This is a genomic window from Parabacteroides sp. CH2-D42-20 (genome assembly GCF_003670185.1).
GTDB classification, from domain to species: Bacteria; Bacteroidota; Bacteroidia; order Bacteroidales; family Tannerellaceae; genus Parabacteroides; species Parabacteroides distasonis.
Map to the genome: position 1 here is coordinate 1 of NZ_RAYG01000009.1, position 26,212 is coordinate 26,212.

The 26,212-nt window shown below is 42.2% G+C and carries 24 protein-coding genes and 1 pseudogene; 13 read left to right on the forward strand and 12 right to left on the reverse strand.

What is annotated here, in order from left to right; genetic code table 11:
- Positions 1–107: 107 nt before the first annotated feature.
- The 6 genes from D7V92_RS06920 to D7V92_RS06945 all read right to left on the reverse strand — a co-directional run bounded on the left by D7V92_RS06920 (position 108) and on the right by D7V92_RS06945 (position 6,847).
- Entirely contained in the window at positions 108–1,676 is a 1,569-nt protein-coding gene (locus D7V92_RS06920) for a PAS domain-containing sensor histidine kinase (RefSeq protein ID WP_121772593.1), read from the reverse strand.
- Positions 1,677–1,817: 141 nt separating this feature from the next.
- On the reverse strand, positions 1,818–2,699 hold the full coding sequence (locus D7V92_RS06925) for a helix-turn-helix domain-containing protein (protein ID WP_005855873.1): 882 nt from the start codon (positions 2,697–2,699) through the stop codon (positions 1,818–1,820).
- Positions 2,700–3,379: 680 nt separating this feature from the next.
- Entirely contained in the window at positions 3,380–4,069 is a 690-nt protein-coding gene (locus D7V92_RS06930) for a hypothetical protein (RefSeq protein WP_005868012.1), read from the reverse strand.
- Positions 4,070–4,088: 19 nt separating this feature from the next.
- Entirely contained in the window at positions 4,089–5,051 is a 963-nt protein-coding gene (locus tag D7V92_RS06935) for a glycosyltransferase family 2 protein (RefSeq protein WP_005868009.1), read from the reverse strand.
- 245 nt (positions 5,052–5,296) lie between these two features.
- Positions 5,297–6,172, reverse strand: coding sequence for an NAD kinase (locus tag D7V92_RS06940; protein WP_005855867.1), 876 nt, complete (start codon positions 6,170–6,172; stop codon positions 5,297–5,299).
- Between the two features lie 15 nt (positions 6,173–6,187).
- Positions 6,188–6,847 (reverse strand): CBS domain-containing protein, encoded by a 660-nt coding sequence (locus D7V92_RS06945; RefSeq protein ID WP_057318866.1) that lies wholly within the window; start codon positions 6,845–6,847, stop codon positions 6,188–6,190.
- Between the two features lie 84 nt (positions 6,848–6,931).
- Between D7V92_RS06945 and D7V92_RS06950 the strand changes: the two genes are divergently transcribed.
- The 5 genes from D7V92_RS06950 (at position 6,932) to D7V92_RS06970 (ending at position 10,322) form a co-directional block, all read left to right on the forward strand.
- Positions 6,932–7,648: a pyridoxine 5'-phosphate synthase gene (locus D7V92_RS06950; RefSeq protein WP_121772566.1), complete on the forward strand. Its 717-nt coding sequence runs from the start codon at positions 6,932–6,934 to the stop codon at positions 7,646–7,648.
- 46 nt (positions 7,649–7,694) lie between these two features.
- Entirely contained in the window at positions 7,695–8,405 is a 711-nt protein-coding gene (locus D7V92_RS06955) for a MotA/TolQ/ExbB proton channel family protein (RefSeq protein WP_005855862.1), read from the forward strand.
- Positions 8,406–8,496: 91 nt separating this feature from the next.
- A complete protein-coding gene (locus D7V92_RS06960) occupies positions 8,497–8,907 on the forward strand; it encodes a biopolymer transporter ExbD (protein ID WP_005855860.1) in 411 nt (136 codons plus the stop codon).
- A 5-nt stretch (positions 8,908–8,912) separates the two neighbouring features.
- Entirely contained in the window at positions 8,913–9,767 is an 855-nt protein-coding gene (locus tag D7V92_RS06965; protein WP_008771765.1) for an energy transducer TonB, read from the forward strand.
- A 9-nt stretch (positions 9,768–9,776) separates the two neighbouring features.
- On the forward strand, positions 9,777–10,322 hold the full coding sequence (locus tag D7V92_RS06970; RefSeq protein WP_008771764.1) for a DJ-1 family glyoxalase III: 546 nt from the start codon (positions 9,777–9,779) through the stop codon (positions 10,320–10,322).
- Between the two features lie 127 nt (positions 10,323–10,449).
- Here the strand turns inward: D7V92_RS06970 and D7V92_RS06975 are convergent, their stop codons facing one another.
- The gene (locus tag D7V92_RS06975; protein WP_121772594.1) at positions 10,450–11,526 is read right to left on the reverse strand and encodes a linear amide C-N hydrolase; all 1,077 of its coding nucleotides are present in this window, start codon (positions 11,524–11,526) and stop codon (positions 10,450–10,452) included.
- Between the two features lie 99 nt (positions 11,527–11,625).
- On the opposite strand from D7V92_RS06975, the gene D7V92_RS06980 reads away from it, so the two are divergent.
- Complete coding sequence (locus tag D7V92_RS06980) at positions 11,626–12,558, forward strand: DMT family transporter (protein ID WP_036613685.1); 933 nt, start codon at positions 11,626–11,628, stop codon at positions 12,556–12,558.
- Here the strand turns inward: D7V92_RS06980 and D7V92_RS06985 are convergent.
- Positions 12,544–13,434 (reverse strand): 1,4-dihydroxy-2-naphthoate polyprenyltransferase, encoded by an 891-nt coding sequence (locus tag D7V92_RS06985; protein WP_036613683.1) that lies wholly within the window; start codon positions 13,432–13,434, stop codon positions 12,544–12,546. The genes D7V92_RS06980 and D7V92_RS06985 overlap by 15 nt on opposite strands.
- Positions 13,435–13,527: 93 nt before the next feature.
- Between D7V92_RS06985 and D7V92_RS06990 the strand changes: the two genes are divergently transcribed.
- The 3 genes from D7V92_RS06990 to D7V92_RS07000 all read left to right on the forward strand — a co-directional run bounded on the left by D7V92_RS06990 (position 13,528) and on the right by D7V92_RS07000 (position 14,516).
- A complete protein-coding gene (locus tag D7V92_RS06990; protein WP_121772567.1) occupies positions 13,528–13,929 on the forward strand; it encodes a hypothetical protein in 402 nt (133 codons plus the stop codon).
- Positions 13,930–14,067: 138 nt separating this feature from the next.
- Positions 14,068–14,280 carry a hypothetical protein gene (locus D7V92_RS06995; RefSeq protein ID WP_036613678.1) on the forward strand — a complete coding sequence of 71 codons (213 nt, stop codon included), beginning with the start codon at positions 14,068–14,070 and terminating at the stop codon, positions 14,278–14,280.
- A 41-nt stretch (positions 14,281–14,321) separates the two neighbouring features.
- Positions 14,322–14,516 (forward strand): hypothetical protein, encoded by a 195-nt coding sequence (locus D7V92_RS07000; RefSeq protein WP_008771760.1) that lies wholly within the window; start codon positions 14,322–14,324, stop codon positions 14,514–14,516.
- A gap of 146 nt (positions 14,517–14,662) precedes the next feature.
- On the opposite strand, the gene D7V92_RS07005 is transcribed toward D7V92_RS07000, so the two are convergent.
- Together D7V92_RS07005 and D7V92_RS07010 are read right to left on the reverse strand one after the other, a co-directional pair.
- The gene (locus D7V92_RS07005; protein WP_005867995.1) at positions 14,663–16,027 is read right to left on the reverse strand and encodes an MFS transporter; all 1,365 of its coding nucleotides are present in this window, start codon (positions 16,025–16,027) and stop codon (positions 14,663–14,665) included.
- Between the two features lie 127 nt (positions 16,028–16,154).
- Positions 16,155–17,168, reverse strand: coding sequence for a LacI family DNA-binding transcriptional regulator (locus D7V92_RS07010; protein ID WP_005855821.1), 1,014 nt, complete (start codon positions 17,166–17,168; stop codon positions 16,155–16,157).
- A 200-nt stretch (positions 17,169–17,368) separates the two neighbouring features.
- Here D7V92_RS07010 and D7V92_RS07015 point away from each other — a divergent pair.
- The 3 genes and pseudogenes from D7V92_RS07015 to D7V92_RS07025 all read left to right on the forward strand — a co-directional run bounded on the left by D7V92_RS07015 (position 17,369) and on the right by D7V92_RS07025 (position 23,043).
- Positions 17,369–20,337, forward strand: a pseudogene (locus tag D7V92_RS07015) (SusC/RagA family TonB-linked outer membrane protein).
- Positions 20,338–20,357: 20 nt separating this feature from the next.
- The gene (locus tag D7V92_RS07020) at positions 20,358–21,905 is read left to right on the forward strand and encodes a RagB/SusD family nutrient uptake outer membrane protein (RefSeq protein ID WP_121772569.1); all 1,548 of its coding nucleotides are present in this window, start codon (positions 20,358–20,360) and stop codon (positions 21,903–21,905) included.
- Positions 21,906–21,933: 28 nt separating this feature from the next.
- Positions 21,934–23,043, forward strand: a complete 1,110-nt coding sequence (locus tag D7V92_RS07025) for a SusE domain-containing protein (RefSeq protein ID WP_005855818.1) — start codon at positions 21,934–21,936, stop codon at positions 23,041–23,043.
- A gap of 275 nt (positions 23,044–23,318) precedes the next feature.
- Here the strand turns inward: D7V92_RS07025 and D7V92_RS07030 are convergent, their stop codons facing one another.
- The gene (locus tag D7V92_RS07030; protein WP_005855817.1) at positions 23,319–23,540 is read right to left on the reverse strand and encodes a winged helix-turn-helix domain-containing protein; all 222 of its coding nucleotides are present in this window, start codon (positions 23,538–23,540) and stop codon (positions 23,319–23,321) included.
- A 195-nt stretch (positions 23,541–23,735) separates the two neighbouring features.
- On the opposite strand from D7V92_RS07030, the gene D7V92_RS07035 reads away from it, so the two are divergent.
- Entirely contained in the window at positions 23,736–24,605 is an 870-nt protein-coding gene (locus tag D7V92_RS07035) for an AraC family transcriptional regulator (protein WP_008778253.1), read from the forward strand.
- Positions 24,606–24,612: 7 nt separating this feature from the next.
- On the opposite strand, the gene D7V92_RS07040 is transcribed toward D7V92_RS07035, so the two are convergent.
- Positions 24,613–26,205, reverse strand: a complete 1,593-nt coding sequence (locus D7V92_RS07040; protein WP_121772570.1) for an alpha-galactosidase — start codon at positions 26,203–26,205, stop codon at positions 24,613–24,615.
- Between the last annotated feature and the right edge of the window lie 7 nt (positions 26,206–26,212).

Genomic DNA, 26,212 nt, shown 5'->3' on the forward strand with positions numbered 1-26,212 from the left:
AGGTTTTATGTTATGTAGCATAATATTTTATTTGCAAATCTCATTTTCTTAACCAGATTTAACAAAACCATGCTTTAAAACATATCCGTAAAATAATATATATCCCCTTAGAACTTAGGTTCATTCTCTTTAATCTCCTTCAAAGGCAAGGTAAACCAAAAAGTGGAACCTACTCCCAATGTAGATTCTACCCCGATTCGTCCCCCTAGTTTCTCGATAATATTTTTGCAAATCGCCAATCCTAATCCGGTACCTTGTTTGCAAGCGTTCAACTTAACAAAGCGATCGAATATAGTTCTACAATCGTCATCCGAGATTCCCATTCCCGTATCCGAGACCGAAACTCGTATTTCATCATTCGATACCTTATAGGCTAATTTGATCTCACCTTCCGAAGTAAACTTAATCGCATTTGTCAAGAAATTAGAAATAACCTGTACGACTCGTTTCGGATCTGAGAAAACGGTCACGGGTTGTGAGCCCCGGTCGAAAACAAATCGAACGTTTTTCGGAATCTTCAAGGCATGTACCGCATAAGTTTCCTCACAGATCTCCTTAAAATCAAAATTTCTCTTCGTAATGTCAAAGGTTCCCGCCTCAATCTTTGAGAAATCAAGGATATCCTCAATCAATTGCAGAAGCAATTCACTATTCTTGTCAATGATATCCACATAAAACTCTCGTTCCTCCTCCTCTATCTCCTTGGTCTCTGCCAGTATATTCGCGAAACCAACAATAGCATTTAAAGGCGTACGGATCTCATGACTCATATTCGCCAAGAACATAGACTTAAGCCGATTCGCCTCTTTAGCCTTAGCTAACTCATATTCTTTCCGTTGACGCTCTCGTTCCACCCAGCGCAATTTATCTTGCATGGCGGTCTCATCCGTTATGTCCATCAAGTAATAAAGGATTTTCGCAGGTCTTCCCGCCTCATCATATTTATAAGGGTACGCATACGCTCTCACCCAAACATATTGCCCCTCAAAAAGCTGTCGGTATTGAATACTATATTCACCGATCTCACCCGTAACAATCTTTTCAAAGCCTTGTACAAGTACCCTTTCCCGATCTTCCGGATGTACGATCTCACAAAAATCTTTTTTCGTTGTCAAGTTACTTGCTCTCAATCTGGATTTATTACCTAAAACACGTAAATCCAGATCGATATGCATCTTATCGGTTTCAACATCATATTCCCACAGCAAGGAATCACTGCAACGCATAACCGTTTTCAACTTCGTGAACAGTTCCTCTACTTTCTCCGACTTTTGATATTCTTCCGTCTCATCCGTAAACATTAGTACATATCCACAGATCTCTTCAGCCTCTCCTTTCAACGGCACACATTTAATAGACAGACGTAAATTTGTACCTTCCTTTTTTGGGTCTATGTTATAGTACTCATTCGTTTGTATATTATCAAATTCATAATTACAATCGAACACAACCATTTCTCCCTGTTTCAGACGAGCGATCTTGTCCTCTGGAAAATTAGGATTCTCGAAAAGATTTATTCCCATAATATCCTTCCGGCTTATAGCGAACAAATTCTCGTCCGTCCTATTGAGATCCACTAGCTGCCCCCTCTCGTCATAAACTTCAATTCCAACAGGTAATTTCTGGAATAGGGCATTAAAGCTCATTTCCTCTAGCATTTTATTACATTGTCCCATCGTCATATTAAATTATAACCACTAATTCCCAACTTTAAATCAATCAAGCAATCTCCTCTATTATTTATACAACAAATGAACTATAATAACGATTGCAGTAGAAGTTTAAAGTTATAGAAATAATATGAAAATCAAACATAATTATGTTGAAAATATATGTTTTCGATATTGAGAAAGAGTCATTCCCGTCCGTTGACGAAAAAAGCGATTCAATGTCGATTGAGACGGAAAATTAGTCAATATAGCGATCTCCTGTATATTTAATCGAGAGTCACGTAGCAACGACTTTACCTCTAACACTATATAGATAGATAAAAACTCCTTGGCTGAAATGCCACACCTTTCATTCATGATCGCACTTAAATAAGTTGTCGTTATATTCAATTTATCCGCATAAAATCCGACATTCTTGTGATTCTTGAAATTCTCTGCCACGAGACTACAGAAATCATAGATCAATTGCTCTTTTCTCAAACTAGTCCTGAAAGGGATTTTCTTACGCACTTTCACATAATAGTCGTAAACATCCATGTAAAAAATCCCCAAGTAACATATAATCCGCTCCCTCAGAAGCCCATTACCCCGATACCGCTCAAGCTCATTCTCTATCAATTTGCAAAATGATTGAAAACGCTCAATACCATTATTATCCTCTATATTATAGTAAAAATGATCCTTCACGAAAAAATGAAATCCCGGATCAAAATGACGTAAGGAACTTAATACATCCCCATGTAGTACATGTGGTATGATGATAAACTTCGCCGAGAAGTCCTCACTCACGTTCCGCATTGAGCATAACTGTCTCGGAAATAAGAAAATCAATTCATTCTTATTCCATACATGCTTATTATCAAGCAAATGAATGATCGCACTACCTCTATTACATACTGCTATTATCCCGTAATCCAAAAAAGAAGGTTCTGAAGTCAATGGACTATCTTCAATCTGTTCCGTAATAATAAAGTCTTTTTCTAATCCGCCTAAAAAACGATCACATGTATTATACCTATTCTCTTGCATACACTCTTATAAATTAAGGGAATACGAAATCTTACCTTCAACAACAATCAACAGAATAATATTATATTTTGTTCTGTCCGTTAAGGTCCCAAGTATATTCGTTTGATATTTTTCTTTCCTTACCCCCTCTTCTATTAGCCATCAAACCTTATATATCAATTGGTGCTAACAGCTAACCAAGGAAATCATAAAAAAACACAAGACAAAATTATATAATAAAAAATTGACTATTAAATGCATACCTAAACTAAAAGCGTACAAAAACACATCAATTGTATACAAAATCGAAACAGACAAAGAATAACCGAAAAAGATCATAAAAATACAGTTAGCTTCATTGACAAAGTAAGTTAACTGAAACACCAAAGCAAGTCAACTTACTTTGCTGATGAAATTAGCTTACTTTGAAAGTATGGATGTTACCCTCGGAAAGGGGCGCTTAAGCAGTGTTCTCAAAAATTCGTGCATTCATGCCTCTATACAAAAAAAGGCTATCCGTCACGGACAGCCAATCTCAATTGTTAACCTTAAATCTAATACCATGAAAAACACAGTGCAAATATAGGCGGTTTTATGTTATGTAGCATACTGAATTATTTGCAAAATTCTTTCACTTAACTCGATTTAACGAAATCATGCCCTAAAACATAGTTATTAACAAGAAAACTATTCGTTCAGATCTAATAGCTTCCCAAGAAATCGTCGAGGGAACGAGTATCATCATCTGGCATCAATTCTTTTTTCAAACGAAATTTGCGTTTATAGATAGCATCCTTCGTCACATTCAAGACTGACATCAGCTCCGCCGAAGTTAGCCGCAATTTGATCAAGCAACAAAAACGAATGGCATCCTCCGTCAAATCCGGATAAGCGACACGTAAACGACTTATAAAATCATCATAAAGAGTATTTACGATCTCGATCAAGTTTCTCCAATCTGAATCCGGCAATATCGTTTCCGATTTAGAAAGTATCTTCAGCTTCTTGAACGTATCCAACTGTTCCAGCAAACACTTCGCCAAACGCTCCTTTTCCTTGATCAAGGATTCCACGTCACGATGCGCTTTCCACTGAGCCGCATGCTGGTATTCCTTCAAACATTTCTCCTTCGCTTCCAATTGCTCCTTGATGTGCGACATCTCACGACTATAACGTTGTATCAAGATTTCATTTTTATCCACAAGACTCGCTATTTCTCTCAGTTCTTTCTCCTTTTTTGTCTTATAAAGGTGATAACGCAAAAAAGATAACAGAAGCAGGGTAAAAGCGACGATGATTAAAATGATCAGATAATAAATATCTACATAGAAATGCTCCGGCTCCTTTAGAACCGAGCTTATGGCAGTAGATGTGTGCAGCGCAAACTTCATATAAATAGTATTTATTATCTTAATACTTCTTTCTTAGAATTCCCTCTCTCCAAATCGCTTCCAAAAAGCCTGTCCCATATCCGATCAATTGGACAAAAGCCGCTATGATAGATAACAACGCAACGATTCCGTTCTTATTTCTCACTAAAGCGTCAAAAAAGATCAGCGAAATATAAAATAACAATAGCCCCCATACCTTTGGAACGAAAAAAGCGGAAATACATACCCCCAGCAGACCTACCACAAATAAGGCCGGCAGGCAATGTACCCATTTCAATGATTCCGGGTACTTCTGGTACAAGATAATCCTAGCGTACCCCGAATGCCATACTTGCCGGAAAAACTGGACGAAATTTGTTCTTCGCTTATGATAGACCCAAGCGCCCGGAAAATAACGGCATTTATAGCCTGCCGCAAAAATCCGGATACTAAAATCTATATCCTCTCCATAACGCATATCAGAGAAACCACCCAAGGCTTCATACACCTCTTTCCGCATTCCCATATTAAAACTCCGGGGATAGAATGCATCTAAATGCCTCCGGCTTCCTCGGATCCCTCCTGTCGTAAAAAAAGAAGTCATCGAGTAATTGACCGCTTTCTGTATAGCGGAAAAAGAAGAATGCGCCCTGTCAGCACCACCAAAGGCATCCACCTTATAACGCATTAAGGACTCGTGTACTTGTTCCAGATAGCTGGCCGGAACGATACAATCCGAATCCAAGACAATCACGATCTCTCCTTCCGCATAACGTACCCCTTGATTGCGAGCCAAGCCTGGACCTGAATTCTCTATATAGAAATAGCGAATCCTCAAGCGGTTATTATAGGCATTGACTATGGGCTCACAAGGTATAGAAGAACCGTCGTCCACTACGATAACCTCAAAATGTACATATGTCTGCCGGGTAAGGCTGTTTAATAAATCGTCTATCTCCTCCGGACGATTGTAGACAGGAATAATAATTGAAAATACTTCCATTAAGCTAGATTTAATCTGCCGACAAAAGTAAAGAGTTAAAAAGCGTGTGTCAAAAAAGGGCACTGGACAAATAGAGGACATAGCTGGACATCGAATACCCCCTATTTTTTACCCCATAATAGAAAAACTGGACAAAATCCATAAGATACGCTCAGTTTATCCATACGGAAAAGTCTATTTATCAACAGATTACAAAATACAATACTATCCGCTACTATTTGGACAAAGACTGGACGCACACAATATTATTTCATTCGCACATCTGCCCCCCACATTAATTTTTCCCGAAGCGTCTGATAAAAAGTATGGTTATAGCGTTTGATGACTTTCGTCGTATAATCGGCCTTGCTCATCTTTAATTCGATACCTGCCGGGAATATTTCCGAACGTCCATCCAAAGAGATCAGAAAATATTTATTCCGGCTCTCTACCCGAAGCGTTATTATATCTGAATCCGGAATCACCAACGGACGCACGTTCAAGGAATGCGGAGCGACCGGACTCAAGACAATGCTATTACTTTGCGGGACTATAATCGGCCCATTTACGCTCATCGAATAGGCTGTGGAACCGGTAGGTGTAGCCACTACCAAACCATCCGCCTGATAAGAAGTCAGATATTCCCCATTCAAGAATGTATGAATCGTAATCATCGAGGAACTATCACGCTTCAGCACGGCGATCTCGTTCAAGGCGTAATTATATCCGCGAAACGCACGGTCTTCCGTATATAAACGCAAGAGGGTTCGTTCCTCTACCTTATAGTAATTCTTAAAAATCTCGTCCAGCGTATCCTCAACCTCATTACTGCTGACATCCGCAAGGAAGCCTAGCCGTCCGGTATTAATACCTAAAATAGGAATATCTTGTTTATTTACCCGGGCCGCCGTACGAAGGAACGTACCATCTCCTCCCACGCTAAGCGCTATATCCAGATCAAACTCATCACCCACTAATAGCCCGCTCACCACTGGCTCAAAACCAAAAGCATCGGTAAGGAATGTATAAAAAGGGCTGTCCACATAAATATCAGCCTCTTGTTCACGAAGCTTCTCGAACAAGCGTTTAATCAGATTCTGTCTCTCGATCTGATATTCACTTCCAAATATTCCAACTTTCATTCTACGCTCCTTACTTTACATATTCATATAATGTAATAACTCATTCATCCGCTGCTGCAACATATCATCCACCATCCCCTTCTCCATAAAATGATAAAGCACCGTATAATTGAAACGCTCGAAACTACGGATCACGGGAGAGGCATCTTCCAAATCAATCTTAAGGGTTATAAGCAGACGGCCCGTATCTTTATCTTGATGGGATAGCAAATTAAGGACATGGGCATTATTCGCCTCTACCAAACGGGCGATATCCGTTAATGAATAATCCTGTGGCATCATTTCCAATACGATCACGCTTCCAGCCGCCTCCGCATTACATAGCTCGGATAAAGCATCCACCAAACGATCCCGGGTAATCGCCCCCAAATAAGTTCCGTCCACGGAAACCACAGGCAACAGGCTCAATCCATATCGGGTTATCATTGCCAACGCTTCATGTAAATGTCCATTTTCCGAAATCGCCGGAGCGAATAAAACCGGCTCACCGATCGTAGCCGAAGGATCCGGCATCGCCAATAAGTCTTTTTCCGACACTAAACACTGGTATGCGTTATCACTCAATAACGGAAGATGCTTGAGTTTAAAATCCTCCATTAACGCCAACGCATATTCCGCTGTGTCAAAACTTTTTAACACCGGAATTTCCTTTGTTATGAAATCTTTCACCAACATTATTCTGTTAATTCCCTAAATCCTGCTAAATTTGCCGATACTTTTGTGCAAATGTAATGAAAGAAAAAAGATATACGATATACAATGACAAATTTAAGTGTAAACATTAACAAGGTTGCTACTATTCGTAACGCGAGAGGTGGCAATATGCCAAACGTGCTGAAAGTAGCGCAAGACTGTGAATTATTCGGGGCACAAGGAATTACGGTTCATCCCCGTCCGGATGAACGACACATACGCTATAGCGATGTTTATGGACTAAAACCTCTTATCCGGACAGAATTTAACATAGAAGGTTATCCTTGTGATAAATTCATCGACTTGGTATTGAAGGTAAAACCGACCCAAGTCACACTGGTTCCGGACGCTCCGGATGCCATCACGTCGAACTCAGGTTGGAACGTAAAGGACAATTTCGATTACTTAAGCGAATTGGTAGACACTTTTACCTCACAAGGAATCCGTACATCCATCTTCGTCGGAACAGACTTGGCGAATATCGAACTAGCGGCGAAAACAGGTACGGACCGTATTGAATTATATACGGAACCTTATGCGACCTATTATCCGGAAGATCGTGACAAAGCGATCGCTCCTTTTGTCGAGGCCGCGCGATTAGCTAAAAACTTAGGATTAGGCGTAAATGCCGGACACGACTTGAGCTTAGAAAATCTGGCTTTCTTCAACAAGAATATCCCTTGGCTGGAGGAGGTTTCTATCGGCCATGCCTTGATTTGTGATGCGCTCTACCATGGTTTGCAAGAGACGATCGCTTTATACAAGGCATGCTTGAACAATTGAGAATTGAGAATTGAAAATTGAAAATTGAAAATTATAATTCGAAACGATGAGTATTTTACTTTCACTACAGGCCGTGGGCTCTCAAGCGGCAGATCAAATGCCGGATTTAACGGCTGTAACCCTTCCTACGGAAGCGGAAATCAACGTGATAGACCTTGCCTTTAAGGGAGGTTGGATTATGGTGGTATTGTTACTGCTCTCTCTGATGGCTATTTATATTTTTGTTCAACGTCTGATCATCATTCGCCGTGCGGGAAAAGAAGACGAGACGTTCATGAATCGTATCAAAGACTATATTCACGAGGGAAAAGTGGACTCGGCTCTCAATTTATGCCGGAGCACCAACACGCCTTCCGCCCGTATGATCGAGAAAGGTATTACCCGTTTGGGCCGTCCGATGAACGATGTACTCGTAGCGATCGAGAATGTCGGAAATTTGGAGATCGCCAAGCTGGAAAAAGGTTTCCCCTTGATCGCGACAACCGCCGCCGGCGCTCCCATGCTTGGTTTCCTTGGGACGGTAACCGGTATGGTACGTGCTTTCTTCGATATGGCAAACGCAGGCACCAATGTTGATGTCTCCCTATTATCCGGCGGTATCTATGAGGCCTTGGTAACAACCGTTGGCGGTCTGGTAGTTGGTATCATTACATTGTTCGCGTACAACTATCTGGTATCTCAAGTAGATAACGTCGTGAACAAGATGGAGGCTCGTACGATGGAATTCATGGATTTATTAAATGAACCGGCTAATTAATTGAAAATGGAGAATTGAAAATTGAAGATGAGCCAACTCTCCTCTATTTAATTTTCAATTCTCCATTTTCAATTTTCAATTATAAAAAATTATGGCTCTAAAAAGAAGAACAAAGGTAAACGAAGCGTTCAGCATGGCCTCTATGACCGACGTCATATTCCTCTTGCTGATCTTCTTCATGGTTACCTCTACCGTAGTAATCCCGAACGCCATCAAGGTTACCTTGCCGCAAGCGCAAAAGCAGACAGCGGCGAAACCTCTTACGAGGGTAACGATAGACGCGAACTTGAATTACTACGTGGCATTTGGAAAGCAAAAAGAGGTACAGGTCTCATTTGATGAGATCACTCCTTTCTTGCAAGATAGTTACGCGAAGGAACCGGAGATGTTCGTCGCCTTATATGCCGACGAGACCGTGCCTTACAAAGAGATTGTAAAGATACTGAATATAGCGAACGAGAATAAATTCAAGATGGTGCTTGCCACCCGTCCGCAGAAATAACAGATATGAGACTGAATAAGGATGACATATACAGTTTGATCGGTACCGTTGCTTTTCACGGTGTCATTCTACTGATACTTTGGTTTACCGTATTGAAAACCGAGGTACCGGACGAAGACGGGGGTGTACTCGTTAATTTCGGGAATGTAGATGCCGCCGCCGGAATGTTCGAGCCCAAGTATACCGGGCAAGAACCGCCTCAGGAAACGACCACTCCCCCTCCTCCCGTACCGGAGCCGCAAGTGGAAACGCCCAAGCAGGAACTCATCACTCAAGATATCGAGGAAAGCGTAGCCCTTGAGGACGCTAAAAAGAAGAAAGAGGAAGAGAAACGCAAGAAACAAGAGGCTGAGAAGAAACGGAAAGAAGAGGAGGAGAAAGAACGTATCCGCCGGGAAGAAGCCGAGAAGAAACGTCTGGCTGAGGAACGCCGCAAGAAGGAACAAGCCATTAGCAACAAGGTGGCCGGAGCTTTTGGTATGGGAAACGCCGAGGGTAACAGCCAAGGTGACGCTGAAAGCGGAACCGGTAACCAAGGAAGTCCGTTCGGTAACTCTGATCATGGGGCGAATGAAGGCGTAGGCGGTTACGGATCATTTAATTTGAACGGCCGTTCCATTGGTGCCGGAGGTCTCCCTCGTCCCGCTTACACGATCCAAGAGGAGGGGCGTATTGTTATCAATATAACCGTAGATCCGAAAGGCAACGTTATATTTGCCGAGGTAGGCCGGGGAACTAATATCGACAACGCCTCCATGCGTAAAAGCGCTTTGGACGCGGCTCGAAAGGCGAAGTTCAACAGTATCAGCGGCGCTAATAACCAGAGTGGTACTATTACTTACGTGTACAAATTTAAATAATTGAATCTTATGAAGAAAGCGATCGTATTCTTAGCGAATGGCTTCGAGGAAATGGAAGCCACGGGAACCGTAGACATTTTGCGTCGCGGAGGTATAGACACGAAAACAGTCTCCATCACAGACGACCGTAAAGTGGTGGGTGCCCATCATATGGAATATATGGCAGATGCCCTACTTTCCGAAACTGATTTTTCAGGTATAGACGCCTTGATCTTACCGGGAGGTATGCCCGGAGCATCCAATCTAAACGAGTCTGAGGCGGTAAAGGAGGCCTTATTGCAACAATATCGCCAAGGAGGTATCGTAGCCGCTATCTGCGCCGCTCCAATGGTATTGGGCGGTCTTGGCTTATTAAAAGGCCGTAAAGCGACTTGCTACCCCGGGTTCGAACCGAAATTGATTGGTGCCACGGTAACAGGCGAGGCTGTCGAGGTAGATGGAAATGTGGTAACCGGTAGAGGACCGGGCTTGGTATTCAATTTTGGCCTAGCTTTAGTATCTGTACTAAAAGGTGACGCGGTTGCGGAGGAAGTTGCGGCCGGATTACTATTATAAGATTTAGATCATCAGTCGAAACCCAATAGAATAGGGAACGTAATCCATTGAGTTATGTTTCCTATTCCATTGAGTTTTATCACCTATCCTATTGACTTACGAGATATCCCCCAAAGAGCTCCCTGCCCTATTCTATTTTGATCGTTTCAACCGCTTGTCGCTTCGTCCCATCCATGGATACCGCACGATAACGAACCGTCGAGAAATCAATGGAACGTAAATCTATATTCCGAATAACGCTATTGTACATCGTACGGTAATAAATCACATGGTTTCGCATATCCGTAGCCGAAGTCCATTGAGTAGCGCTCGGTATATCGCAAGGTACTTGCCCTAATGGGAATTCGATCCCTACGGGAATATCAAAATTATTCAATATCTGGAAACACTGGAAGACCGTTTCCAATGCGGTTTCTTGTTGTGGGGCCGAAGCTTGGTAAAAAGCCGCACGAACGAAACGTGACGGTGGAGTTACGTCGCCCGGAATCCCAAGGAAACCGCTTCCCGCACCAAATGAAGACAACTCGATATTTCCTAATTGTTGATTGGGGGCCGTACCCGGGAAAAGATTAACATAATTATTCAGGTTCGTCAGATGCCACTCGAAACTGGGAGAATTAGTCAGAACTCCTAACGTATTCTCATAGAAGTGTAGCTCACCCTTAATAATCTCAAGAACCAGTTGACGCCCCGACGGCTCGGCAAACCGCCAATGAACGGTAGACGCACGGGGATCTATATTGATAACATGCACTTTCTTAACAGCCTCTTTCACCTCCTCTACATTTGAACATTCCCCCAACAGCCAAGACACTAATTGCAGATCAGAGATACTTTTATCCCGAACTGCGGCATTATATTTCTCATATTCACCGTACTTTGGAAAATAAAACAATCCAGCCGATAACCCAACCTCATTGAGTCCTTCGGCGATAAATTCCTTTTGCTCCACTGCCAAGCCCACATATCCATAACGTGCCGTGAAAGTCATTCCATCAACCCCATCCGGGGTATACGATCGTTCGGTGTATCCTCTTGGAACCACGACATACTGGCTGTTCAAATTACTTCCACCCCATTCTATCGTACGTGCTACAATAGTCGTACTGTCCTTGCTTTTTAAGGTAATACCGGTGCAAGCCTCTGCAGCGGAAGGATTTATAAGCAAGCCGGCAATCGCAAATAAAATAAAGAAATGTCTCATAAACATCATTTTTGATAAAAACAAGCGACAGGAGAAGGTTGTTTTCAAGATTTCAAGACTTTTTTGTATGTTTGCGGTCATTTTATCAAAAAGTATAATATGAATAATAATCTAAAAGGTTTCGCTTATGGAATAGCGACTTCTGTTACATTCGGTTTAATCCCTTTGTTTACATTGCCTCTTATGGAGAAGGGTATGCGGTTTGATTCGATATTGTTCTATCGTTTCTTATTCGCAGCCATCGCCTTATCGGGTATGCTTCTAGCGAAAAAGGAATCTTTTAGAACAGAGATGCGAAACCTACCGATATTGATTTTATTAGGCGCTTTCTATACAGGTTCGGCTATGTTCCTGTTTTGGGGATATAATTTTATGGCGGCAGGAATCGCGACAACTCTACATTTTACATATCCAATATTTGTAACCCTTTTCATGCTTTTTGTATTTAAAGAAAAAACATCATGGATCACGCTTTTAGCGATCGGACTCGCTATTTGTGGAGTAGCCCGCCTATCAATCGATGGAGGCGAGATGCAATTAAACGGGTTAGGCGTGATCATCGTATTACTTTCCGCGGTCGCTTATGCCCTCTATATCGTAACCGTCAATAAATCAAGGGTACATGATATGCCGGGACGAAAACTTACGTTCTATGTATTTATCGTCAGTACCTCTTTATTTTTCATAAAAGCACAGGCAGGAACAGGAATCCAACCCATTCCAGACCTGCCCTCTTTTATTAACCTCGTCTTATTAGCCTTCTTGCCAACCGTAGTATCTAACATTACATTGGTACAAGCCGTACACCATATCGGTTCCACCCTAACTTCCGTACTGGGAGCAACAGAACCCGTGACAGCCGTCTGCGTGGGTGTTTTAGTCTTTGGAGAGCCTTTCACCCCTCACCTCGCTTTAGGAATCTTACTGATTATCGTAGCGGTTACATTGATTATCCTGTCCAAATACATACAGAAAAATCTCCATGAGGCCAAGCGATTGTTCAAAGCACGGCACATCTTAAGAACCAAATAACAATACAACTGAAAGCAATACGGCATAGATAAATACATTCCGTGCCGTATGCCCTAAAGTTCTATTAAGCTCACGGCCTTGATACTGTTTCATCTCCAGCCATGTGGCGGCAAACAGCACGCTAAAAGCCGCGAATAAACAAACAAGCCAAGGTGAGGCATCCATCAATAAAGGAAGAGTTATCAAGACAGCCAATATACCGTTCAGCAAATAAGTTACCAACCCGAACGTACGCCCGAATAGCACAATCGTAGTCCGTTTACGAGCCGCCTTATCTTGCTCATAATCCCGGTAATTATTCACGATCAAAATATTAGCGGACAACAACCCCAATGACAACGAAAGCAAGAATGACAATAAGGAAAACGATAATGCTTGTACATAATACGTAAAACAAACCGGAATAATCCCATAAAACAATACGACACACACATCCCCCAGCCCGTTATAAGCCAAAGGAAACGGCCCAGCTGAATAAGCCAAGACACAAATCGCGATAGCAATTCCTACACCGATGAGCTCCCAGCCGGCAAAGAACAACAAGAAACAGCCACATAGACAAGAAAGCCCCAACGTGATAAAAGTCCCCCATAGCATTGCCTTAGGAGTTATCCAACCGGAAGCCACCGCTCGCTCCGGGCCTAACCGGTCCTCCTTATCCGCCCCCTTCTTAAAATCAAAATAATCATTGGCAAAATTACTGGCTATCTGGGCGAGTAAAGCCACCAAAACACAAAGGATCGCCGGAGCCAATTTAAATACTCCATCCCTGTAAGCCAGCGCACACCCAACTAATACCGGACTAAATGATGCCGGCAACGTTTTCGGACGTGCCGCCTCTAACCAAGCTTGAATTCTCGATCTGTTATTCTCCATTCTATTGTTTTATTCTTAAAATAACTACAAAAATAAAAAACAAATAACATATACTGTTGTTATTATCTAAAGAAATACTTGTATATTTGCGCCATGAAGAATTTTCTATTCATATTAGGTCTGTTGATTAGCTTCATGCTGTTTGCTCCCGAAGAAGGGACAAAGAGTATGGATGAGGTTATGTCTGCGACTAAAGAGGCCGTTATGAAAGAAAAAAACACGGCAGATGCCCAACGTCGTTTCGAAGTATTAAGTAACGAGCTGAAAAGCAGCAACTGCTTAACTCCCCGCAGGATTTCACAAACGACAAACAACACTATCGAAATACGGATATGGAAAAATATGGAGAAATCCCTTCAAGACATGCGTTTGAGAGGAGTAAATCAACTTCATAGAGTATCTCAACATATATCCACTTATCAGATCATAAATTTATCCACACTTCTGTGCCGTATGGGAGAGCATATCTTTATCCTGCGGAAACTCATTATTTAGTTTTTAATTGTTTCATATTTTTATCTTTCGGTAAGTCATTGATATGTCTTATCGGTAGGAATATTGCATTTATTAAATCAATATTCCCAGGGAGTTATTGCCCATTTACATTATTATAAACAATTAAAAATTACAATTATGGCAACTAATAAATCAGGTAAAATACGTATATATCTTTATGTTCTTCTAACAATCGCAGGTTGTGTATTCGCATGCAGCTCCATCATCCCTAACGACTATATTAAATTAGTAGTAGTTATGGGCACTTTATGTGTTGGTCTATATGGCATAATGAAAGGACTGAGTAGTACCGGGACGTCATCGGAAGAAGAAGTCTTGGAAAAAGAATAATAAATACAACAATTATCGAACCCTAAAAAATCAAGAAGATCATGAAAATAAATAAAGACTTGGTAGATGCGGTCATGATGGTTTCATTTATCGTATTGGTATTAGTAGGAACCACGACATTTGACAATGAGGTTGCTAAAGATGTAACCATGGGATCCCTCGGTGTGATTACGGTAGCGATGTTAGTTCTTCGCGTCATAGGATCACGCCAAAAGGAAGAGGAAGAAGCCTTTTAGTAGTTAGTCCATTGGTTTCCTGTTGTTGTCCCGGGGTGACCCGGGATTATCTGAGATACGTTTTTCTACCTACATTATAATAACTTGCTGTTTGACTTGGGTATAGCGTTTTTACGCTTGACAACAGGAAACCGGACTTATATACCTTACACTTTTCGACTGAACTTTTTCTCTTTGACAAGACTAACTGCGGCAGCGGCGAAAAACAAGAAAACACCTCCCGTTAACAAAGCGAACACGGCATGCCCATGATAAACATTACGTACAATCCATCCATGAATGATTCCATTCGTGATCTGAGGTATCGTTATAAAGAAATTAAATATACCCATATAAGTACCCATCTTATCTGCGGGAAGACTATCGGAAAGAATAGCATAAGGCATCGCCAATATACTTGCCCACGCTATACCGATGCCAATCATGGAAAAGACCATCATCCCTGTACTATTCAACAAATAGAGAGAAACCAGCCCTGCCCCTCCTAGGCATAAACAGAGGGCATGAGTCATTTTCCGACCTAAATGACGGGCAATCGGGATCAATAATAAAGCGAATAACATCGCCACAAAATTATAGATACTGAATAACTCACCTACCTTATCGCCAGCCATCGCATATTCGGCGGAAGCAGGATCTGTTGCCCCATATACATGTTCAGCGATAGCAGGCGTAGAATAAACCCACATGGAATACAAGGCAAACCAAGCGAAAAACTGGCATAGACCTAACTGTAACATTATTTTAGGCATATGAAAGATATCATGCATGATCTCCATAAAGCCATTGCTATCCCGCCTTTTTTCAATGACCTCACCACCGGAAAGCCGAAACTCAGCCATCTCTTCCGGGGAATATTCCTTTGTCTTAAAAATTGTCCATAATACGCTCGCTAATAAAATCGCCGCACCGGCATAAAAGGCGAATTTAACATTATCGGCAACCTCACCAGCAACCGCCGTATTAGATAAACCAAACACCTTATTCATAATACTCGGCAACAAGGAACCAACGACAGCACCGATGCCGATCAAGAAAGTCTGGATCGAGAAGCCAGTCGTATGCTGCTCATCGGGTAGCATATCCCCTACCAAGGCACGGAAAGGCTCCATCGTTACATTGATGGAAGCATCCATGATCATCAACATACCCGCACCAATCAATACGGGAGATAAAATAGCCGTCTCTGTACCGGGTGACAAGAACAATCCCGCATTCGGCATCAATATCAAGGCAATCGTCGTAAAGATAGCTCCTACCAGAAAAAACGGACGCCGACGTCCTAAACGGCACCAAGTTTGGTCGGAATAATGACCAATGATAGGTTGTATGATCATACCTGTCAGCGGAGCCGCTAACCAAAATAAGGATAGTTGCTCTACATCCGCTCCATAGGTTTGAAGTATTCTACTTGAATTTGCGTTCTGAAGGGCGAAACCGAATTGAATGCCCAAGAAACCGAAAGTTAGATTCCAAATTTGCCAAAAACTCAAAAATGGTTTTGTTTTCATGAGAATTATGTTTTTTAAGGTATTTATTTGTTTGGTGACAAACATACGGAATTATTCCGAAACAGGACGTCGTCCCTATTCAAATTCATGCAAAGAAGTAGAGCAAACGTTTTCGGAAGCCACTTTTTTAACGGGTAGACTGTCTCACCACCAGATTTGTCTTGATAATCTTGCTCACGATACGATCCCCGTCACGCACGCCATTCAAACGTTCTATCAGTAAACGCATAGCGATAGCTCCCAACTCATAACCATGTTGATCCACGGAGGTCAGCAGGGGATCGCTAACTTCCGCTAAGCTATTATTCGTAAACCCACAAATCGAAACCTCATCGGGTATCCTCAATCCCTTGGCCTTTACAACATTCAGCACCCCAATAGCGGTCTCATCATTTACGGCGAAGAACGCATCCGGACGATTGGGTAACGACAATAATTCCGGGGTCAACCGAAGCGCCTCGGTATAATTATCACAAATCTTGATTAACTCTTTATCTACCGGTAATCCATTTTTACGCAAAGCATCCTCATACCCCATCCTACGATTATTAGAGATCGCTAAATGAGAAGGAGATCCGAAAAAGGCGATTCGCCGGCAACCGCTACGAATCAAGTATTCAACAGCGGAGCAAACCCCGGCATAATCATCAACGACCACCCGGTCTGTCAAGATCCCCGTGCATATACGATCGAAAAACACCATGGGTATATCGCTATCGATTAGTTCTTGAAAATGATTGTAGATCGTCGTCGTTTTAGCGACAGAAGCCAAGACACCGCAAACACGTGCTTCCAATAAAGCTTGCGCACCTTTTACTTCTTTCTCATAATTCTCATTACTTTGACAAATAATAACACGATACCCTCCCTTTTCCGCCTCATCCTCTATACCGGATAAAACAGAAGAAAAGAAATAATGTACGATCTGCGGTAAAATAACACCGATTGTTTTCGTATTATTTGTCCGTAAACTCAAGGCTAAGGCATTGGGCTTATATTTATGTTCACGAGCGTAAGCATTCACTATATTCTTGGTTTCTTGGCTGATATCCGGATGATCAGCCAAGGAACGAGAGACTGTTGACGGGGAAATATGCAAGGCTTTCGCTATATCCTTTATCGTGATTTGACGCTTTTTCATGGTTCTCTTTTTTATAAAATCAAAGATATGTATTTAGGTCATACAATGCAAACGTTTGCGAGAACGTTTGCGTAAATTTATAGGGGTATCGACAAACATTTTAACAACATGAGAGGTTTGATAAACATACATTTGCATTCATATACTATGGCTAAAATTCAATAAATATAATAGAGTATTAATCTTAAACTGTCTAATGCATGAAACAAAAAATGTATTCTTGCGACGCAAGAGTAATCTTATCTATCTTGATAGGATTGTTTCTCTCCTGCAATGTTTTCGCACAAGACGTCACGATCAAAGGCAACGTGAAAGACGCGAAAGGTGAACCCATCATCGGGGCTAGTATCCTTGAAAAAGGAACTACGAATGGAACTGTTACCGATTTCGACGGTAACTTTATGCTCTCGGCGCCTAAAGGAAGTACGATCGGTATTTCTTACATAGGCTACAAATCACAAGACATTATCAACCAAGGACAAAGTAATTTAATTGTCGTATTACAAGAAGATACGGAAGTATTGGACGAGATTGTCGTAATCGGTTATGGTACGGTGAAGAAAGATGACGCTACCGGTTCCGTGACGGCCATTAAGCCAGATAAGATGAACCGGGGTTTGACCACCACCGCAACCGATATGATCAACGGTAAAATCGCCGGTGTAAATATCACGACTGACGGGGAGCTCCGGGTTCGGGAGCCAGTATCCGCATCCGTGGTGGTTCTTCCTTATCGGCCAGCAACAACCCGCTGATCGTTATCGATGGACTTCCGATCGACAATGACGGTATCAAAGGGGTATCCAACCCGTTGAGTACGATCAACCCGAACGATATCGCAACATTCACCGTATTAAAAGACGCATCCGCCACAGCGATCTATGGTTCGCGTGCCTCTAACGGTGTGATTCTTATCACCACTAAGAAAGGTGAGAAAGGCTCCCGCCCACGGGTTACGTACGATGGAAACGTTTCTATCAGCACGAAGACCAAATCAATCGATGTTATGGGAGCTGACGAATATCGTAATTTCGTAACGGATCGTTTTGGGGCGGAATCAAGCGCCGTTAAGTTATTAGGAAAAGAAAATACGGATTGGCAGAAAGAGATCTTCCGTACAGCAGTGGGAACCGATCATAATATCACGGTATCCGGAGGCTTGAATAATATGCCTTATCGTGTATCCGTCGGATATACAAACCAAAATGGTATATTAAAAACCTCTAAGTTCGAACGTTATACTGGATCTGTAAACCTAGCTCCCAGTTTCTTCGAAGATCATTTAAATATTAACTTCAACGCCAAGGGAATGATCTCAAATAATCGTTTCGCCGATACGGGAGCTATCGGAGCGGCAATCGCATTCGACCCGACTCAACCAGTCATGAACGGCAACAGTAAATACGGAGGTTATTTCGCTTGGGAAAATGCCGGTGAATTTATCTCAATCGCTACAAAAAACCCGGTAGCGATGCTTCAACAGAAAAAAGAAGAGGCTAATTCTAAAAACTTGGTCGGTAATATCCAAGTTGATTATAAATTCCATTTCCTTCCCGAATTACGTGCGAACTTGAATTTAGGTATGGATATGGCTACCGGTACACAAGATATTTACTATCCGAAAGAATCTCCATTAGGTTACGTGGATAACGGCAAAACAGGTTATGAGACGATCGACAAATACAATCACCTATTGGATTTTTATTTGCAATACGCTAAGGATTTCAATGAAAAGCATCATTTTGATATCATGGCTGGTTACTCTTGGCAACATTTCCATCGTTCCACAGAGAACGCATACAATAACTTAAACGGAGATAACCCGACTTCTTATATTTTCAAGACAGAAAGTTATTTGATCTCTTTCTTCGGACGTGTCAATTATTCATTCATGAATCGCTATCTTATCACCGCTACCTTACGTAACGATGGCACTTCCCGCTTCTCTAAAGACAACCGTTGGGGATTGTTCCCTTCCGTGGCTTTAGGATGGAAGATCAAGGAAGAGGGCTTTATGAAAGACGTGGACGCTGTATCGGATTTAAAACTACGCTTGGGTTATGGTATTACCGGTCAACAGGATATCTCGCAAGGAGACTACCCGTATATGGCGACTTATTTCGCAGGACAAGACGGAGCCTACTATCAATTTGGCGACCAATTTGTTCCTATCGCCCGTCCCGACGGTTACAACCCGAACTTGAAATGGGAGGAGACTACTACTTGGAACGCCGGATTCGACTTCGGATTCTTAGATAACCGTATCACTTCATCCTTGGATTATTATTACAGGGAAACTAAGGACTTGATCAATGTGATCGACGTACCGGCCGGAACAAACTTCAAGAACCGTATCGTCAGCAATATCGGTTCTTTGAGAAATCAAGGTGTTGAGTTCTCCATCAACGCTAAAGCGATCTCAACCCCTGATTGGAAATGGGATCTAGGCTTTAATGTCGCTTGGAACAACAACGAGATTACCAAGCTAACCGCACAGGATGACGCCTCATCCATCGTATTGACAGGAACCGTAGAAGGTGGTACCGGGACCATGATACAGGCACAAGGCGTGAATCACCCGGCGAACTCATTCTATGTATACGAGCAGGTATATGATCAACAGGGAAATCCGATCGAAGGATTATACGTGGACCGCAACGGAGATGGCGTGATCAATGACGAGGACCGTTATTTCTGCCATAAACCGGCGGCCGATGTAACGATGGGCTTTACTTCTAAATTGGTATGGAAAGCATGGGATTTCAGTTTCTCACTTCGTTCCAACCTCGGGAACTATGTATATAATAATGTAGCCTCATCCAATGCGGCATTAAGTGAAGGTAGTATTAACAATAAAGGCTATCTATCCAACCGTCCGCTATCCGCTTTCGATACGAATTTCCAGAACATGAACGTATTGTCCGATTATTATGTACAAAACGCATCCTTCTTACGCTGCGATAATATCACGTTGGGTTACTCTTTCAACAAATTATTCGGCGTATTGGGCGGACGTATCTACGGAACCGTACAGAATCCTTTTGTTATCACGAAATATAAAGGATTGGATCCGGAGGTAGCGAACGCAGCTGATAAGACCTTCGGTATCGATAAGAACGTATATCCTCGCCCATTGGTAGGTATACTCGGTGTAAGTCTTAACTTCTAATTTTAAATCAGGATATCTATATGAATACGAAATTCTTTAAATATATAATACCGGCTTTATCGCTGGTTTTCAGCGTAAACTTCACCTCTTGCCTAGGTGATCTCGATGTTACGCCTATCGATCCGAACCTAAACGTAGAGTTCGATCAGAACGCCAATTTCGCCAAGATCTATGCGGGATTAGCCATCACAGGAAATAAAGGTCCCGACGGACAAGGAGATATCGCCGACACGGATGAGGGAGCGTCGGGTTTGATGCGTATGCTATTCAACCTGAATGAGCTTCCTACGGACGAGGCGATTTGCGCTTGGTCTGGCGACGTGGATGTATATCCCTTGAACTTCGCTAAGTTTACCGCCTCGAACGGTGTGGTATTGAATATGTTCAACCGTCTGTACATCCAAATCGCTCAGTGTAATAACTTCTTAATACAGACAGAGGGCAAGGATGACGAGGAAAGTCTTACACAGCGTGCTGAAGTTCGTTTTATCCGTGCCTTGGATTATTATTATTTGATTGATTTATATGGCAATGTCCCGTTCGTTGATGAGAACACGGGTATCGGTACCTATGTTCCCGAACGGATTACCCGGGCGAATCTCTATACCTATATAGAGAAAGAGTTGAAAGAAATCGAGCCACAAATGAAGGCTCCCCGTGCAAATGTATATGGACGTGCCGATCAAGCCGCCGTATGGATGCTACTTTCTCGCTTATATCTGAACGCAGAAGTATATACAGGTACCCCTCAATGGTCTGCCGCCGCTGAATACTCAAAGAAAGTCATGGACGCCGGTTTCTCTCTGGCTCCTAATTATGGAGATAATTTCCTTGCAGATAACAACACCTCTCCCGAGATGATCCTGCCGATTTGTTATGATGGCGTACAGACCCGCTCTTGGTCCGGATTGTTCTTTATCGCCAGCTTTATCAGTGGTGACATGAACGCACTGGTTGATTTCGGAACTAAAGAAGCATGGGGTGGTAACCGTGCCCGCATGGCATTGGTGAAAAAGTTCGCTTCTGACGGAGACTTATCGAAAACAACTGATACACGTGCCTCTTTCTGGACTACAGACCGTACATTCGAGATCAATAAGCCGACCGAGTTTACAGAAGGTTATTCTGTAACTAAATTCAAGAATATCACGAAATCCGGACAAATCGGTCATGATCCGAATCAGCAGTTCCCGGATATGGATTTCCCATTGTTCCGTTTAGCCGAGGCTAATCTGACCTTCGCCGAAGCCACATTACGGGCAGGAGGCGATAAACAAGCCGCTTTAAGCGCTATTAACCAACTACGGAAAAGAGCGAAAGCCACGGAAATTACGGCAACCGATCTTACTTTGGATTTTGTGCTTGATGAGAAGGCCCGTGAGTTCTATTTTGAGGCGCAACGCCGTACGGATTTGATCCGCTACAATAAGTTCACCTCCAATTATACTTGGGATTGGAAAGGCGAGACAGCGGGAGGTACTTCAATCTCCAGTCACTTCTCATTGTTACCGATTCCTTCGACCCAACTCGTGGCAAACAGTAACTTGAAACAAAATCCGGGTTATTAATCGTAAAACCTATTAATAAGTAACAATTATGAATAAAGTCAATATATTATCCATCGTGTTTGCGGGCATCTGTGCTTTTTCTGCCTGCACGGACGATAAAGATCCGGTTATCAATGACCTAAAGGACTCAGAAGGTAATAATATATCTTTTACCCTCAATGCTCCGAATAATAGCTCATATACTTTAATGCCGGAAAATGCCAGTAGTATCATCGATATTTTTACCTGTGAACAACCGGATTACGGTTTTGCGGCAGGTGTAACGTATACCGTACAAGTCTGTGAAGGAGGAACTGAATTCGAGAAATTCGAGTCGCTGCCGACTACCGGTTCCGGCGAAAAAGTCTTGATCAAGACATTCGAGCTGAATGATGCCATGAACAATTTGGGAATGGTTAATCCTACCGTAGCTTATAATGTGGACTTCCGTCTTAAAGCATTTATTAACGACAGTGTTCCCGAACTTTATTCGAACACGGTAAACATGGCGATCACTCCATATAGTGGCGCCCGTACCCAAGTTTATTTCGTGGGTGACATATTCGACAACGGATGGAACAATAACGACCCATCGATGCGTATATTCGCCGACGACGATGTTAATAATATGTTATTCACTTACACGGGTTTCGTAAAAGCCGGTAGCGCATTCAAGATCATTCAAACCCCGGGTGATTGGGGCATTCAATGGGGTTACGACAGCGACGGAGCATTAAGCAATGACGGCGGTAGCGGTAATATCGAAGGCTTCACGCAGGATGGCTATTATACGATCACGTTAGACTTGGCTGGTAACAAATACAGCATCGAACCTTATACCGGAGCGACAACCGAATACAAACAAATCTCCCTGATTGGAGACTTCAATGATTGGGGTGGTGATCTAGATTTACAACAGGCTAGTTACGACAAGCACATCTGGATCGGCGAGAAAATAGAGATTCCGTCCGATGGCGGTTTGAAATTACGTGCGGATCATGACTGGGCCGTAAGCTTCGGTGGCAGCAATAGTTTATGGAACGATAAACAAGGACAATTCGCCAAATTTGACGGAGGTGATAATGTAAAGGTTTCCGCCGGTACCTATTTTATCAAGTTTAATGACTTAACGAAACATATCATTCTACTAGCCGAATAAGGCATTACTTAAATTACCATCCTTTACTTGATTTAAAAGTCAAGTAAAGGAGGTAACAGATAAAAGTAACGCTTGTGTTTATGAATTATGTCTCAAAAGATATGTTTTAGAACATGATTTTGTTAAATCACGTTAAGCAAATGAGATTTCCAAACTATCCGTTATGCTACATAACATAAAATCTCTATATTTGCACTGTGTTTTTCATGGTATTAGATTTAAGGTTAACAATGAAGATTGGCTGTCCGTGATGGATAGCCTTTTTTTGTTTCCTTCTAATAGTACATATTGGATTTGATGCCATTGCTGACATACAACAAACCATTCTTTCTCGTGATATAAATATTGTTTTCTCTAGCCAACCAGCCAATAGCCAAGGCTAGGTCCTCAATACTTAAAGACAATTTACGGCTTAACTCTTGCGTAGATATTTCATTTACCTCGTTTAGCGCATGCCACACTTTTCCTGCGTTTAGTCCAATTCTTCCTTTTTCCATAATCAAAATACTTTTCTAGTAAACGAACTATATTCTTTTTGTTTCCTCTTTCCTACGATTAGTAGTCATTTGTAAAGTTCGCCCTTAAATTTCAGGGAATCAATATCCATTCTTTCGTTTCTATGTTCTATTTTTATTATCTTGAATAATAAGTATTTATTAATTCCTATATTTGAGACGAATTACCGATTAGATATGGAAAAGGAAATGCTCACATTCGATATCACGAACGATTTTATCGTCGGAGATCGTATCACAAAAGAGACGCTAAACAAATACAGCAAGCTGCCTCATAAGATAAAGGCAGGTTTGTTTCTCCTTTGTGTAGAAGGTTCCGTGCAGGCTTCTATCAATCTAGCGAAGTATACGATTAACAAATATGATTTCGTGACCTTAGTGCCCAGCAATTTTATCCAGTTCCATGAAATATCGGACGACGCACGTTTCTATTTCGCCGGATTCTCTTCGGAGTTTATGACAAACATCAATTTTATTAAATCAACCATGAGCTTTCTTCCCGTTATCACGGAACATCCGATCATGCCGCTGGAAGAATCTGTAGCTCAATTATATATTGACGGATACCGTTTATTGATACGTGCGCAATCCTTATCCCCGTCTTATTCTATGGTAAATAAAAACCTAGTCATCGCTTATCTCACGATATTCATGCAAGGAACGGCTGAGTTATATAAAAATCATAGCCATTGGACAAATGGAATCCGTACGCGCACCAATGAGATTTACCGTAAGTTTATCCAACTTGTCGTAGAGCATTATACCACCGAGCACAGCGTTTCTTTTTACGCCGCTCAATTAAATTTGTCGTTACCTCATTTCTGCACGACTATTAAGAAAGCGATCGGACTTACTCCCTTGGAAATCATTTCCTCCATTATCACGATGGATGCCAAGGCACAATTAAGATCGACAGACTTAACCGTAAAAGAGATCGCTTTCTCTTTAGGCTTTAACAACCTGTCTTTTTTCAACAAATATTTCAGGCAGCATACGGGAATGACACCTCAAGAATATAGAAGAATGAAAATTCCCTCAAGCACGTAGCCGGCAATCACTTCTTTTGTAAAACCATACGATCGATATCGGGCATCCATGAGTTTCCATTCGATAAGCGTATGCGATTCATACCGGGTTTCAGACGGATCTCTATTTGCTCGCTAGTGACCTCATGCGCAGGATGAGCCTCTACATTTTTTACGACAACTCCATTAACTTGACAAATTAATTCTCGATTCTCCGCACACTGATAATCCACGGACATCAAGTATAAACCTCCCTCACGACTGTATACATTATGCCATTCCAGATAATTGCTATCACGATTACCTAATCCCGTAACCTTCGCACCTCCAGAGCAATTCCCGTCATCCTCATAAATCGCCGTTCCAAACGCTTTGTGATTTTTTATTTCTTGATAGTCTTGCAGCCAAGCACATTCCGCCTCATAGACCGTCCGTTCTCCCCTTTCCAGTCCATCCAGACGGAAAATACGTGTCCCATGCGCAGGTATGGTTACGGAAAAATCCCGATCCTTGTACTTTCCAAGATCTCTCCTTTCAAATAAGTCCCGTACACTCACGTCGCCCCGCAAATAGAAATCGGCAAAATCCAGATGAATAGTCCGTTCCTCATCCGTAGAGTTATAGACGGCGACAGCGCATGTATTCCCATTCACTTCTTCCAGATCCTTTGTCAAGATATACACTCCATCCATTTGCTTAACGACATAAGCTTGCAAGCCTAGTACGTCTTGATTTAACGCTATCAGTTCCTCGTTTTTCAATAGCCGCAAAGCTTTCTCAGAGATGGTAGTCAGATCACAGCCGATCAATAAAGGGGAGCTCATAATACACCACATTCCAAAATGAGTTTTATCTTCTTCCTCACTCATTCCACGGCCGATCTCAAGCATATCCATATCATTATATTTTCCTTCGCTCGCATAAGCGGACAAATATAGATTCTGCCGGATAATATTCTTCACGGACTCCCAGCTAGGATTTATATCTTGCGAGATACGCCATGAGAAGGCAACGTCATGCACCCACGTACCGGGAAAATTCCAACGACATACATTCATACGCACATCTTTACGGCCGGTAGCTAGTATCGCATTATGGATCGCCGTGTATCGCTCTTGCTCATCCAGACCTAATTGATCGAAATTCTGTTTGGCGTCGCCGCCACAAAAGTCGATCTTAATAAAATCGAATCCTATTTCCTTAAAGAAGTAGTCCGCATCCTGACGATCGTGCCCATAAAAGCCGACATTGATCCCTAAAGAATCCTTATCCCAAAAGGAGCCGCAAGTATTCCGGCCCGCATCGGAATAAATACCCGCCTTAAACCCTAACGCATGGATATGATCTACCGTCTGCTTCAAGCCATTCGGAAAACGGACCGGATGAGTGATTAACTCCCCGCTCGCATCCCGTCCCCCAAAATACCCGTCATCAATATTGATATATTTATATCCAACCTCTTTCAAGCCATTCCGCGACATCGCATCAGCTTGTTTCATTATCAGTTTGTCGCTGATATTCACTCGATAGGTATTCCATGAGCTCCATCCCATCGTGGGAGGATCATACGCAAAAACAGAAGATGCCAAGAGAAGTAAGGCGATTGATATATAGTTTCGCATGGTATAA